Origin of the sequence: Gordonia sihwensis, assembly GCF_029632925.1 — a bacterium.
In the GTDB taxonomy this organism is placed as follows: Bacteria; Actinomycetota; Actinomycetes; order Mycobacteriales; family Mycobacteriaceae; genus Gordonia; species Gordonia sihwensis.
This window is the reverse complement of sequence record NZ_CP121248.1, coordinates 1902931-1917329: the sequence shown is the minus strand read 5'-3', so window position 1 is coordinate 1917329 and position 14399 is coordinate 1902931. Positions and strand designations below refer to the sequence as shown.

The window sequence follows — 14399 nt, the reverse complement described above, 5'->3', positions numbered from 1 at the left end:
CAACCTATCTCAGGGGAGGCGCCGGTTCAGGAGCAGGGCGGCGAATGTGCCTGCGACCGCCAGCAGCGTGCCCGCGATCAGCCAGGGCCTCGAATTGTCGCCGCGTTCACGCTCGTAACCGATCTGTTTCTGCAGCGTGGAGTACACCTTGTTCAGTTCGTCGAGGCTCGAGGCGGTGAAGAACTCGCCGCCGGAGAGGTTCGCGATCTTCCGCAGCGATTCGTCGTCGACCGGGACCGGCACCCGCTCCACGCCTCCGCCGGGAGTTTCGAGATCGACGGTGCCGGTCAGGGTTCCGAAGGAGATGGTCGACACCGGAATGCCCTCCTCCTTGGCCTTGCGCGCGGCGGTGAAGCCGCCCCGGGGGTCGTCCGGGCTCTCGGGGACGGTCTGCTTGCCGTCGGAGAGGAGGACGATCCGTGCCGGTGGAGCACCCTCGGGCCCGCCCAGCACCGCGTTCAGTGTCTGGATCTGCTGCAGCGCCGCGAAGATGCCTTCTCCGGTCGCCGTCTTGTCAGCGAGTTTGAGCCGGTCCAGCGCGTTCTTGGTCGCGGCGTGGTCGGGTGTCGGCGAGACGAGGGTCGACGCCGTGCCCGCGAACGAGATGAGCCCGAGATTGACTCCGTCGGTGAGTTCGTCGGCGAACCGTTTACCTGCGGCCTGAGCCGCTTTGAGCCGCGACGGCGCCACATCGGTGGACTTCATCGAATTCGACACGTCGACGACGAGCATGACCGTCGCACGGTTGCGCGGCACGTCGCGCTCGGCCATCGGTCCGGCCATCGCGATCGTCAGCAGCACCAGACCGGTCAGCAGCACCGCGACCGGCACATGGCGGAAGCGGTCCTGGTTCTTCGGAGTCACCGACCGCAGGAGGTCGAGGTTCGCGAAGGCGAGCGCCCGCGCCCGCCGCCGTCGCATCACGTAGACATAGGCGACGATCAACGCGACCACCAGCAGCGTGGAGAACAGCCACCAGGGGTGGGCGAACAGATCGCTCATCAACGCACCCCCGCCGCCATCGTCCGGCGGCGCATGCCGACGAAGCGGACGGTGTCGGCGATCCAGTCACGGTCGCTGCGCAGGGACAGCACCGGGCCGCCCGCGCTGCGGAAGGTCCGCAGCACCTCGGCCCGGTGTTCGGCGGCGGCCCGCGCGTAGTCGGCCCGCACCTGCGCGGTGACGTCGACGTCGACCACCTCACCGGATTCGGCGTCCCGGAGCGTCACCGGTCCCACCGGCGGCAACTCCACATCACGCGGGTCGAGCACCTCCACGCCCAGCAGGTCGTGATGCGCGCCGATCGCGCGCAGCGAGCGGGCCCAGTCGATCTCGCCGAGGAAGTCGCTCACGACCACCGCCAGTCCGCGCCTGCGCAACGGGCGGCGCAACGCCTCCAGTCCGGTGTTCAGATCGCCGCGCACTCCCGGAGCGCTCCGCCGAGTGGTCGCGATCGCCTTCAGCAGGGCCTGGTCGTGAGCGCGGCCGGCACGAGCCGGTATCCGCACCACGTCGTCGCCCGTCACGATGATCGCGCCGTGCCGATTACCGCCACCCGCCGTCAGATGCACGATCGCGGCCGCCGCGGCGATCGCGATGTCGCGTTTGGCCCGCCCGACGGTCCCGAAGTCGAGGCTGGCCGAGGCGTCGACCACGAACCACGTCTCCAACTCCCGGTCGGCGATCATCTGCCGTACATGCGGAGTACCGGTGCGGGCTGTCACCGACCACTCCATCCGCCGGATGTCGTCGCCGGGCTGATACTCGCGCGCCTCGCCCGGTTCGGATCCCGGTCCGGGGATCAGGCCCAGATGCTCGCCCTGCAGCACACCGTCGAGCTTGCGCCGGACGGTGAGCTCGAGAGACTTCAGCGAAGCCGTCAACTCGGGGTCGGTCAGTGTTCCCGCCGCGAACGACGGCAGCCCGTCAGTGGCCGGCATTGCCCGGCTGAACCGTCGGCGACTGCTGGGCGGCCGGGGCCTGCGCCGCGGGAGCCTGCGGACCCGACTGCTGCTGGCCCGACTGCTGCTGGACGTGCGCCTGCTGCACGGGCTGCTGCGCCGCATGCGGCTGCTGGACCGGCGGGCTCTGGACCGGCTGGGCCGGCGCCGCGGAGACCTGCGGGAGACCGATGGTCTGCAGCACCCGAGTGATGATGTGATCGGGCGTCACCTCGTCCGCCAGCGCGTCGTACGACAGCACGAGGCGATGCCGCAGGACGTCGGGAATCACCTCGACGACATCCTGCGGGATCACGTAGTCGCGCCCGTGGATCAGCGCGAGGGCGCGAGCGGCGGCGACGATGCCGAGCGTCGCGCGCGGGGACGCACCGTAGGCCAGCCACTGGTCGACCTCGCCGAGCCCGACCTCCGCGGGCCGCCGGGTGGCGTTGATGACCCGGACCACGTAGTCGACGAGCGCATGATGAACGAAGACGTTGGCCGCGAGCTGCTGCAGTCGGATGGTCGCCGCCGGGTCGAGGATCTGCGACGCCGTCGGCGGGACGTTGCCCATCCGATAGACGATCTCGCGCTCCTCCTCCACCGACGGGTAGTCGACGAGGACCTTGAACAGGAAGCGGTCGCGCTGCGCCTCCGGCAGCGGATAGACGCCCTCGTTCTCGATGGGGTTCTGCGTCGCCATCACCAGGAACGGATCGGGCATGGGGTAGGTGGAGCCGCCGATCGACACGTGCCGCTCGGCCATCACCTCGAGCAGCGCCGACTGCACCTTGGCCGGGGCGCGGTTGATCTCGTCGGCCAAGACGAAGTTGGCGTCCACCGGGCCGAGCTCGGTGTCGAATTCCTCGCGTCCCTGCCGGTAGATGCGGGTACCGATCAGGTCGGAGGGCACCAGGTCGGGAGTGAACTGCACGCGGGAGAAGCTGCCGCCGATCACCGTGGCGAAGGTCTCGACCGCCAGCGTCTTCGCGACGCCGGGCACCCCCTCGAGCAGGATGTGGCCGCGGGCCAGCAGACCGGTGAGGATGCGCTCGACCAGCTTGTCCTGGCCGACGATCACCCGCTTGACCTCGAACAGAGCGCGTTCGATCAGTTTCGCGTCTTCCGGGGTGAAAGACAGTGTCCCGGCGGCGGATCCCTCCGTCGCCGCGCCGCTGCGGTCCTGTCCGCTGCTGCCTGTTGAAGTCAAGCCGATGCTCCTACCGGTCGAGGCCTGCGATGTACCGACCCCCACACTAGCGGGCGGGGAGTATCGGGACCGCGCACGTGTCAGAGGAGCCGGACCACGTACGGCATGGCGCCCGCGGTCCGCACCGGCGAGATCTTCACGACGTCGCCGGACTGCGGCGCCTCGATCATGGTCCCGTCACCGAGGATGAGCGCCACGTGCTGGCTGGCGTTGGGCCCGTAGAAGATCATGTCGCCGCGCCGCATCTGCGACAGCGGCACCTGCGGTCCCGAGGTGTACTGGTAGCCGGTGTAGTGCGGAAGGTCGATGCCCACTCCCGCGAAGCCATAGATCATCAGACCCGAGCAGTCGAAGCCGACCTTGCGGTAATCGCCGTAGCTGTCGGCGACGCCGCCGTCGCGGATGCCGAGGGTGGGGCCGTTCGCGTCGCCGCCGCCCCAGGCGTACGTGACGCCCAGCTGCGACTTCATCCGGTTGACCACGAGTTCGACGGCCGCCGGGCCGCGCAGCCCGGGCTGCGAGGGCCCTCCGCCACCGCCGGGGACCCCGGACTCGGGATTGGTCAGCAGCGGACCGAGCGAGCCGTTCTGGAGTCGGCCGTAGGTGCTGTCCTGGCCCTCACCGAACGGATACGACCCGCCGATGCCGAGCAGGTCGAACAGTTCCGAATGCGGAATCTGGAGTTTGCCGATGGCGCCGGCCAACAGCGCCTGACCGGTCTCCATCGCGAGCTTCGCGGCCGCCTGGGCGGCCTGGGCCACCAGATCATCGCCCTCCACGGGCTTGGCCGGAATGCGGTCGAGCACCTTGCCCGCCACGTCGGCGACGGTGCCCGGCGAGGCCTGGGCGTCCACCTCGCTCTTGGGGGCCGACTTGCGCAGTTTCTCGAGCTTCGACGCCAGCGACGTGCGCTGGGAGACCAATTCGTTGCGTTTGGTCTGCTGAGTGCGGACCGCGTCCTGGGCGGCCTTGACCGCGGCGATCGCCTCATCGCGCCGGGCCGACGCGTCCTTGGCGGCCATCGCCGTCTGCTGGCGGGTGGCCTCGGTGGCCGCCACCCGGTTGGCCTGCTGGTTGCGTGCCACCTGGAGTTTGCGAATGGTCGCCTGCTGCTGTCGCGTGACCTGGTCGACGGCAGACATCTGGTCCAGGACCTTCTCCGGATCGTCGGACGCGACGTACTTGGTCATCGCCCCGCGATTGTTGCCCTGTCGGTACACCGACCGGACGAAGGCGTCGAAGTCCTTCTGCGCTGCCTCGACCTTCGCGCTCACCTCGCCGAGCGAGTCCTTGGCGCTTCGGCTGGCCGCGGCTGCGACCTGCTGAGCCGCGAGCGCGTTCTGGAAGTCCACCAGCGTGCGGTTGACGTTCTCCTGCTTCGCCGCGACCGCGCTCGCGAGGTCGGACAGATTCTGATCGACGTCGGCGATCTGGTTGATCAGCGATGCCACGGGATTGGCGTTGTTGGGGTCACCGAGGGCCGGACCGGCTCCGAGAACGCTCACGAGCATCACGGCACTCACGGTGGTACCTCGCGCCGCCCAACGTGCGCCGTTCTTAGCTGGCTTCAAGTCGAGAACTCCCTCGCAACATCTATCCCCCGTGCACCATAAAGTGTCTTCTGCACCGTACGTCACATCAGTCTCTGTGAGAACCTGAAGCCCTGAATTACAAATAGGTGATTACCTGCGGAAACACGCGTCAGCAGCGCAAAGACGGAACCTTAGAGTCCTGTCACAGTTGGATAACGCACGAATCGTGACGCGTCAGAAGAAAGCGGCGTCCGCGACGAGCGCGGACGCCGGACGGCGGGACCCCGAGGGGTCAGTCGGTCCCGGCCGGACGGCGGCCGTCAGGATCCTCGTCGCCCTCCGCAGTCGCCGGGCCGGAGGCGTCGCCGTTCTGCCCGACCGCGGCCGGCTCGGCCGTCGTCCGCCGGCGCTTCATCCGCCAGCGGGCGATCACCGCGCCGATCACCACGAGGACGATGAGGCCGATGGTGACGCCGTTCCAGTTCACGTTGGGATCGACGGCCTTGTGGTACATCTGCGCGGCGGCCTGGGAGGCCGTGGCCCCCTTGGAGACGTCGTTCGAGGCGTCTTCGAGCTGAACTCGGCTGAACTCGTCGGACGCGGTGCCGCTGCCGGACGGGCCGAAGACCAGCACCGTCCCGCCGACCTCCGACTGCAGGTGGGTCGCGATGTCCCGGTAGGCGGTGAACTTCGGGTACGACTGGTCCAGTACCACCACGTGCAGGCTGTGCCCGTCGGCCGCCGCCTGCTTCACCAGCTGCTTGAGCGCGGGCTGCTGGTCGGCGGGGGCCCACACTCCGGAGCCGGTGAGCGCGTCGGTGATCGCAGCCATGTCGAGGTTCGACCACACGTCGGCCGGCGGCTGGGACGCGGGCTCGGCGAGAACGAACGCGGATGGGCCCGGATTCATCAGATGTGGCTCCCTGAACGGTTGCTGACTCGACATGGCGGGGTGCGCGCAGAAGCCGGCTGGCCGCTGGCGACGGGTGGCACTCGGCGCCCAGGATACGACAGCCGCACGCCGATACGGCCGAGCGACCCGTACCGCCCAACCAGTACGCGCGTACTGCTATGCTGGAGAGGTAGCACCGCGGCCGCAGCCCGCCGCATGCTGCGACGCTTCTGACGAACTCCCGTCGGCGCAGCCCGTCGGCGGAACTTGCACGAAACGAGTGGAGCACACGTGAGCATCAATTCCTTTGACTCCCGCGGCACCCTGCAGGTCGGTGAGAACTCCTACGAGATCTTCCGCCTGTCGGCAGTGCCCGGCACCGAGAAGCTGCCGTACGCGCTGAAGGTCCTCGCCGAGAACCTCCTGCGCACCGAAGACGGCGCCAACATCACCGAAGATCACATCAACGCCCTCGCGAACTGGGATCCGTCGGCCGACCCGAGCATCGAGATCCAGTTCACCCCGGCCCGCGTCCTGATGCAGGACTTCACCGGTGTGCCCTGCGTGGTCGACCTCGCCACCATGCGCGAGGCCATCACCGCCCTCGGCGGCGACCCCAACAAGGTGAACCCGCTCTCCCCCGCCGAGATGGTCATCGACCACTCGGTGATCCTCGACGTCTTCGGCCGCGCCGACGCCTTCGAGCGCAACGTGGAACTCGAGTACGAGCGCAACGGCGAGCGTTACCAGTTCCTCCGCTGGGGCCAGGGCGCCTTCGACGACTTCAAGGTGGTGCCCCCGGGCACCGGCATCGTGCACCAGGTCAACATCGAGTACCTCGCCCGCTCGATCATGGTCCGGAACGGCCAGGCGTACCCCGACACCTGCGTCGGCACCGACTCGCACACCACGATGGAGAACGGCCTGGGCGTCCTGGGCTGGGGCGTCGGCGGCATCGAGGCCGAGGCCGCGATGCTCGGCCAGCCGGTCTCCATGCTGATCCCGCGCGTCGTCGGCTTCAAGCTGACCGGCGAGATCAAGCCGGGTGTCACCGCCACCGACGTGGTGCTCACCGTGACCGACATGCTCCGTCAGCACGGTGTGGTCGGCAAGTTCGTCGAGTTCTACGGCAAGGGCGTCGCCGAGGTCCCCCTCGCCAACCGCGCCACCCTGGGCAACATGAGCCCCGAGTTCGGTTCCACCTGCGCGATCTTCCCGATCGACTCCGAGACCATCAACTACCTGCGCCTGACCGGCCGCGACGACGACCAGCTCGCGCTGGTCGAGGCCTACGCCAAGGAACAGGGCATGTGGCACGACCCGGACCACGAGCCGGCCTACTCCGAGTACCTGGAGCTGGACCTGGGCACCGTGGTCCCGTCGATCGCCGGCCCGAAGCGTCCGCAGGACCGCATCCTGCTGTCGGAGTCGAAGGTGGCCTTCCGCAAGGACATCCACAACTACGTCGAAGAGCAGCATCCCGCCGCGCACACGCAGCTCGACGAGGCCGTCGAGGAGTCGTTCCCGGCGTCCGATCCGGCCGCGCTGTCCTTCGCCGACGACGGAGCGGTGAAGGTCCAGTCGGCGGCCAACGGCGCCGAGGGACGCCCGAGCAAGCCGATCAAGATCGTCAGCGAGGAGCGCGGCGAGTTCGTCCTCGATCACGGCGCCGTCGCCGTCGCGGGCATCACCTCGTGCACCAACACCTCGAACCCGTCGGTCATGATCGGCGCCGGCCTCCTCGCCCGCAACGCGGTCGAGAAGGGTCTCACCAGCAAGCCGTGGGTCAAGACCAACATGGCCCCCGGTTCGCAGGTCGTCACCGACTACTACGAGAAGGCCGGCCTGTGGCCGTACCTCGAGAAGCTCGGCTTCTACCTCGGCGGTTACGGCTGCACCACGTGCATCGGCAACACCGGTCCGCTGCCGGAGGAGATCAGCAAGGCGGTCAACGACAACGATCTGACCGTCACCGCGGTCCTCTCGGGCAACCGCAACTTCGAGGGACGCATCTCCCCCGACGTGAAGATGAACTACCTGGCGTCGCCGCCGCTGGTCATCGCCTACGCGCTCGCGGGCACCATGGACTTCGACTTCGAGACCCAGCCGCTCGGCCAGGACACCGACGGCAACGACGTCTTCCTGAAGGACATCTGGCCGTCGGCCCAGGAGATCGACGACACCATCAAGACCGCCATCAGCCAGGACATGTTCCGCAAGTCCTACGCCGACGTCTTCGCGGGCGACGAGCGGTGGCGCGGACTGAGCACCCCGGAGGGTGACACCTTCGCGTGGGACGAGAAGTCCACCTACGTTCGCAAGGCACCGTACTTCGACGGCATGACCCCCGAGCCGGCGCCGGTCGAGGACATCAAGGGCGCCCGCGTCCTGGCGCTGCTGGGCGACTCGGTCACCACCGACCACATCAGCCCGGCCGGACCCATCAAGCCCGGCACCCCCGCCGCGCAGTACCTCGACGCCAACGGTGTGGCCCGCAAGGACTACAACTCGCTGGGCAGCCGTCGCGGCAACCACGAGGTGATGATCCGCGGCACCTTCGCGAACATCCGTCTGCAGAACCAGCTGCTGGACGGCGTCTCGGGCGGTTACACCCGTGACTTCACCCAGGAGGGCGGCCCGCAGTCGTTCATCTACGACGCCTCGGTCAACTACAAGAAGGCCGGCATCCCGCTGGTCGTCCTCGGCGGCAAGGAGTACGGCTCCGGCAGCTCGCGCGACTGGGCGGCGAAGGGCACGGTGCTGCTGGGCGTCAAGGCCGTCATCACCGAGTCGTTCGAGCGCATCCACCGCTCCAACCTCATCGGCATGGGCGTGGTCCCGCTGCAGTTCCCGGAGGGCGAGAGCGCCAAGACGCTGGGACTGGACGGCACCGAGGTCTTCGACATCGAGGGCATCACTGCGCTCAACGAGGGCGTGACCCCGAAGACGCTGAAGGTCACCGCGACCAAGGAGAACGGCGACAAGGTCGTCTTCGACGCCGTGGTGCGCATCGACACGCCCGGTGAGGCCGACTACTACCGCAACGGCGGCATCCTGCAGTACGTCCTGCGGAACATGATCAAGAGCTGATTCATGCCACGGGTCAGCGATGACCGTCTTGCCGCGCGTCGTCGAGAGATCCTCGACGGCGCGCGGCATTGTTTCGCCGAATACGGTTACGACGGAGCGACGGTCAAACGTCTCGAAGAGGCGACCGGCCTCTCCCGCGGTGCGATCTTCCACCACTTCAAGGACAAGGAAGCCCTGTTCTTGGCGCTGGCACGCGAAGACGCGGAGCGGATGGCCGAGGTCGCCTCGCACGAGGGTCTGGTCCAGGTGATGCGCGACATCCTCGCGCGGCCGAAGGACTTCGACTGGCTGAGCACGCGGCTGGAGATCGTGCGGAAGATCCGCACCGATCCCGGCTTCCGTGAGGCCTGGGAGGCGCAGAGCGCCGACCGCGAGGCCGCCACCCTCGCCCGCCTGGAGCGCAAGCGCCGTGCGGGCAGTCTCCGCAAGGACGTCCCCCCGGAGGTGCTCGTCACCTACCTGGACGTCATCCTCGACGGCCTGGTCACACGGTTGGCCTCGGGTCAGTCGACCGACGATCTGCATGCCGTCCTCGACCTCGTCGAGGCCTCGGTCCGCGTACCCGCGGGCGAGTGACCGGCGCAACGGGCCCGGACCTTCGACCGCCGAAGGTCCGGGCCCGTTGCTGTGCGCGGCCGTGGTGCTCATGACGTCCGTGCCCGTCGCGCCGACGGGCGTAATCGGCGGTACTCGGCACCCCCGACGTGTCCCATCTCACGCATGGGCTAGCCTTCTCTCGCACTCTCGAGGAATTCACAAGGAGGGGTCGACCCGACATGGGCCAACACCGAAACGCCGCGCGTCCCGCTTCCGATCCACCGCGGGAGTCCGCCGGGAGCCGCCGGCGACGGCGCCCCGGCACCCGCGCGCGGGTCGGGCTCTCCCTGGTGCTGGCCGCGCTGCTGGCGGGCGGAGTGTACGCGGTCTGGCGGGGCGGGCACGGCGGCTGTTCTCAGGTGCGACCGGTGTCGGTCATCGCCGACCAGGACGTCGCCGACTACGTCACCGCCCTGTCGAAGCAGACCGAGGCGGACAGCTGTTTCGACTTCACCGTGCAGGCCGTGCCGCCGAGCCACACCTCCGAACGCCTCACCGACCGGAACGCACCGCAGATCTGGATCGCTGAGTCGCAGGCGCGCGTCCGGCAGGTGCGCGCCGCACTCGGCCGGACGTGGGCCGACGTCGGACCGTCGCTCGGCGTCTCCCCGGTGGTGGTGGCCGGCCGTGAACTCCCGGCGATGCCCGCGTGGACCGACGTGCTCACCTCGCCCGGACTGCGAGTGGCTCCGCCGGCCCGCAGCGACGTCAGCAACGCCGCGGTGATCGGAGCGCTCTCCGAGGTGTCGTCGGGCTCGCTGACGCACCGGGAGCTGGTGGAGTTCCTGACCAAGCGGGCCCTGATGATGAACGACAACGACGCCTCCCCCGATCTCGCGCAGACCGCCGCCGCTCCCGCGCCGACGGCCACCCTCACCACCGAACGCGCCTACACCGAGTTCAAGCGCGCCCATCCCGCGTCCGATCTCGAGGTGGCCGTGCCGCGGTCCGGCACGGTGGCCCTGGACTATCGGGCCGCCAATGTCGCGCAACCCGACGATCAAGCGCTGGCCGGCGACGCGATCGACGCGCTGGTGGCCACCCTGCAGACCGACAGTGGTCGCCGGATCCGGGAGGAGATGGGCATCCGCTCTCCGGACGGCGAGCCGCCGGCCGACGGAACCGGCGTCCAGGACGTCACCGTGATCAAGCAGCCGGCCAGGGAACTCGTCGACAACATCCTGCGGAAGTGGACCGCACTCACCCAGCCGATCCGGGCGCTCGTGGTGCAGGACGTGTCCGGCTCGATGGCGCTCGACGCCGGAGGCCGTTCGCGCGCGGCCTTCCTCCGGGAGGCCTCGCTGTTCGGACTGGGCCGGTTCCCCAAGAACACCGCGCTGGGCTACTGGGAGTTCAGCATCGACCGCGGCGGCCCCGGCCAGGACTATCGGGAGGTGATGCCGATCGCGCCGATCTCCGAGATCGAGGGAGGCCGTACCAACCGCGACCGCCTCGCCGACTCCATCCGCGACACGCTGGGGCACGTCGGCGGCGGCACCGGTCTCTACGACACCGCGCTCGCGGCGTTCAAGACCGTGTACGACTCATACGACCCCGCGTACTCCAACAGCGTGATCATCATGACCGACGGCCGCAACGAGGATCGCGACAGCATCACGCTGGGGCATCTGGTGTCGGAGCTGAACATCATGAAGAACCCCGCGCGGCGCATCCCGATCATCGCGGTCGGCATCTCGGAGGACGCCGACGCCGGTGCGCTCAAGCAGATCGCCGAGGCCACCGGCGGCAGCTCGTTCATCGCACGCGAACCCAAGGATGTGGGCGCGATCCTGCTGCAGGCGGTCTCCTACCGCGTGGAAGCGGCGTGACGGCAAAGCACTCCTGAGCGAGCGATTACTCGGTACGGTCGTCGGTGAGACGTCCCTCACTTCAGGAGTGCCCGTGTACCCAGGAACCTTCGCCGCGACCACACCGGACAAGCCTGCGCTGATCCGCCCGTCGACGGGTGAGCGCGTCACCTATCGAGAGCTCACGGACAACTCCACCAGAATCGCCAATCACCTGCACGACCTGGGAATCGGTCGGGGCGACACCATAGCGATCGTCTCCGACAACGATCTGCGCGTCTTCGACGTGTACTGGGCCGCGGTCCGCTCCGGCATGTACGTCACCGCCGTGAACCACCACCTCACCCCGGCGGAGGTGAACTACATCCTCGACGACTGCGATGCGCGCGCGGTCTTCACCTCGGCCGCGGTGGCGGGCGCCGTCTCCGAGGCCCACCGCATCGAGGCCCTGTCCGACGATTCCCGGCGGGTGGCCTGGGGCGGGCCGGTCGACGGTTTCCTCGACTACCCGGAGGTGCTGGCCGCTGCGTCGGACGCCCCGCTGACCGACCAGCCCCGCGGCGCCGACATGCTTTACTCCTCGGGAACCACCGGGCGGCCCAAGGGAATCAAGCCGTCGCTGCCCGGCGTCCAGGTCGACGAGGCCCCCGACCTCATATCGCAGGTGTTCGGCCCGGTGTACGGATTCGGCCCCGACACCGTCTACCTGTCGCCGGCGCCGCTGTACCACGCCGCTCCCCTTCGGTACTGCGCGATGACGAACGCTCTGGGCGGGACGGTGATCGTGATGGACCACTTCGAGCCGGAGACGGCCCTGCGGTACATCGACGAATACTCCGTGACGCACAGTCAGTGGGTGCCCACCATGTTCGTCCGGATGCTGAAGCTGCCGGACGAGGTCCGCGACCGGTACGACGTCTCGAGCATGAAGGTCGCCATTCACGCCGCCGCTCCGTGTCCGGCGGAGGTGAAGCGCAGAATGATCGACTGGTGGGGACCGGTGATCAACGAGTACTACGCGGCCACCGAAGCCGCGGGCGTCACGCTGATCGGATCGGCGGACTCGTCGACCCACCCCGGCTCGGTCGGCAGAGCCGTCCTCGGAGTGGTGCACATCTGTGGTCCCGACGGTGAACCGCTGCCCGCCGGAGAGGTCGGGACCGTCTATTTCGAGCGCGACGAGATGCCCTTCGTCTATCACAACGATCCGGCGAAGACGGCGCAGGCGCAGCACCCGGGGCATGCGAACTGGGCGACCACCGGCGACCTCGGTTACGTGGACGACGAGGGCTTCCTCTACCTCACCGACCGCCAGGCCTTCACGATCATCTCCGGCGGCGTCAACATCTACCCGCAGGAGTCGGAGAACGTCCTCATCAACCACCCGGCGGTATACGACGTCGGCGTGATCGGCCTGCCCGACGACGATCTCGGAGAGCGACCGGTGGGCTTCGTCCAACTGGTCGACGGCGCCGAGGCCTCCGATCGCCTCGCCGCCGAACTCGTCGACTTCGCGAAGGCCGAACTCGCGTCGTTCAAGGTCCCCAAGGAGATCCGCTTCGTGGACGACCTGCCGCGGACCCCGACCGGCAAGCTGGTCAAGGGCGAACTCCGGAAGCGGGTACTGGAGTCATTCAGCTGAACGACTGACGTCTGATCCTCGTTAACGCCGCGTGCGCGGACCCGATCTCACCAGTGTCGGGGCACGCACAGCGGCCGCACAGCAGGTGCGGCCACGCGCACAGCGAGGAGCCCACATGAAGATCCATCGGGCGGCGGCCGCAGTCGCGGTCGCCGCCGCGCTCGCCCTCTCGTCCGGATGCTCGGCGACCTCCGACCGGCAGGCACCCACCTCCGGCAGTGCTCAGGCCAATCTGCCCGCTCCGGTGTCCGCCCGCTCGGACGAACCGTCGTCGCCGATCCGGGTCACCGTCGACGGTGCGACGGCGCCGACCGACGCGGTGGCCACCGACACGGCAGGGGTTCTCCTGCCTCCCCAGGATGTCCACCGTCTCGGCTGGTGGGTCGACTCGTCGCTGCCCGGGTCCGGCTCCGGGACCGTGGTGATGACCGGGCACGTCGACGACGTGAAGCAGGGAAAGGGCTTCGCCGCACGGTTCTCCGGCCTCAAAACCGGTGACGCCGTCGACGTCACCACCGCGGACGGACACCGGCACGTCTACCACGTCACCCGGTCGGTGCTCGCCGACAAGGAGTCCACCGGCCGCGACGGACTGCCGGTGGACGAACTCAATCGACGGACCGGCCCGGAGACTCTCGCACTCATCACCTGCGGCGGCCCGTTCATCGGCCCGCCCCTCGGTTACCGCGACAACGTCGTCGTCTTCGCCGCACCCGCGTGACGCGGACCGCTACCGACCATTCACACACTCATCAGGAGACCACCATGAAGATCAACCGCCGCGGAGTACCCGCGATCCTCGCCGCCGCCGTGATGTGCGCGGCTCTCACCCCCGCCGCCGCCTGGGCGGACGTTCCCGCCACGGAGTCCGCGCCCACCACGGCGCAGACCACTGCCGAGACGGCCGCTCCGACCGAGGTGACGTCGAGCCCCACGGAGACCGCGACCCCCACCGGCAGCCCGACCGAGAGTACGACGCCGCCCTCGTCCGACACCGGGACGCCGCCCAGTGAGACGAGCACCGCGCCCCCGACCACCCGGCCCGAGAAGAAGACCGGGGTGCTGGTGGTCTGGGCCGACGACGTGCAGGCCGGACTGATGGTCCCGGGCGCCGTCATCCGGTTCGACGCCCCGCGGCACCATCCCGGCACCGTCACCACCCCCGCGCAGGTGACTCTGCCCGAGGGCTACTACCGGTTCACCGTCGTGGCGCCACCGGCCGGCTACCATCTGCTCGAGCCCGCCGACGACTTCGACGGCGTGATCGTCGCCGGTCGCAATCTGGAGCGCCGGATCCGCGTCGCCAAGGACCAGCAGGAACCGACCAACGGTGTCCTCGGGGTCACCAAGCGCGACCGCGTCACCGGGGAACCGTTGCAGGGAGCGAAGTTCCGGGTCGTCACGTGCAGCGGTAACTATGTCGCGGCACTCACCTCCGGCGATCAGGGAACAGCGTTCCGCGGTCTGGATCCCGGCTGCTACGACCTCCTCGAGGACGCGGCCCCCGCGGGATACCAGCTCGACCTGACACCGCACCGGGTGTGGATCAAGAAGGGCGAGGAGACCGACCTCACCGTGTACGACATCCCCGTCGACTATGTGGCACCGCGGAACCCCGCCGACCGGGTGCCCCTGCGGTCGGTCCCCTCGGGCCGCATCGACTGAACCCGGCGCACCCGGGGGCGCGT

The 14399-nt window shown here is 68.9% G+C and carries 11 protein-coding genes; 6 read left to right on the top strand and 5 right to left on the bottom strand.

Translation table 11 applies throughout. The features are described from left to right. Positions 1-9: 9 nt before the first annotated feature. The 5 genes from P5P27_RS09220 to P5P27_RS09200 form a co-directional block, all read right to left on the bottom strand. Positions 10-1002, bottom strand: a complete 993-nt coding sequence (locus P5P27_RS09220; protein ID WP_006894886.1) for a VWA domain-containing protein — start codon at positions 1000-1002, stop codon at positions 10-12. Continuing rightward, on the bottom strand, positions 1002-1940 hold the full coding sequence (locus P5P27_RS09215) for a DUF58 domain-containing protein (protein ID WP_006894885.1): 939 nt from the start codon (positions 1938-1940) through the stop codon (positions 1002-1004). Before P5P27_RS09215 ends, P5P27_RS09220 begins: the two co-directional genes overlap by 1 nt. Then, entirely contained in the window at positions 1927-3150 is a 1224-nt protein-coding gene (locus tag P5P27_RS09210) for an AAA family ATPase (protein ID WP_411815862.1), read from the bottom strand. The genes P5P27_RS09215 and P5P27_RS09210 overlap by 14 nt, the downstream gene beginning before the upstream one ends. 80 nt (positions 3151-3230) lie before the next feature. Continuing rightward, on the bottom strand, positions 3231-4661 hold the full coding sequence (locus P5P27_RS09205; protein WP_081598057.1) for an NlpC/P60 family protein: 1431 nt from the start codon (positions 4659-4661) through the stop codon (positions 3231-3233). 313 nt (positions 4662-4974) lie between these two features. Next, positions 4975-5592: an Rv1476 family membrane protein gene (locus P5P27_RS09200; RefSeq protein WP_062367492.1), complete on the bottom strand. Its 618-nt coding sequence runs from the start codon at positions 5590-5592 to the stop codon at positions 4975-4977. 273 nt (positions 5593-5865) lie between these two features. Between P5P27_RS09200 and acnA the strand changes: the two genes are divergently transcribed. The 6 genes from acnA to P5P27_RS09170 all read left to right on the top strand — a co-directional run bounded on the left by acnA (position 5866) and on the right by P5P27_RS09170 (position 14376). After that, complete coding sequence (gene acnA, locus P5P27_RS09195) at positions 5866-8664, top strand: aconitate hydratase AcnA (protein WP_006894881.1); 2799 nt, start codon at positions 5866-5868, stop codon at positions 8662-8664. Positions 8665-8667: 3 nt separating this feature from the next. Next, positions 8668-9240, top strand: coding sequence for a TetR/AcrR family transcriptional regulator (locus P5P27_RS09190; protein ID WP_006894880.1), 573 nt, complete (start codon positions 8668-8670; stop codon positions 9238-9240). A 200-nt stretch (positions 9241-9440) separates the two neighbouring features. Then, a complete protein-coding gene (locus tag P5P27_RS09185; protein ID WP_278127318.1) occupies positions 9441-11090 on the top strand; it encodes a substrate-binding domain-containing protein in 1650 nt (549 codons plus the stop codon). A 73-nt stretch (positions 11091-11163) separates the two neighbouring features. Continuing rightward, on the top strand, positions 11164-12711 hold the full coding sequence (locus P5P27_RS09180; RefSeq protein WP_278127317.1) for an acyl-CoA synthetase: 1548 nt from the start codon (positions 11164-11166) through the stop codon (positions 12709-12711). Positions 12712-12826: 115 nt separating this feature from the next. Further along, entirely contained in the window at positions 12827-13432 is a 606-nt protein-coding gene (locus P5P27_RS09175) for a class F sortase (protein ID WP_045540183.1), read from the top strand. A 44-nt stretch (positions 13433-13476) separates the two neighbouring features. Further along, on the top strand, positions 13477-14376 hold the full coding sequence (locus P5P27_RS09170; RefSeq protein WP_045540185.1) for an MSCRAMM family protein: 900 nt from the start codon (positions 13477-13479) through the stop codon (positions 14374-14376). The last annotated feature ends 23 nt before the right edge of the window (positions 14377-14399 follow it).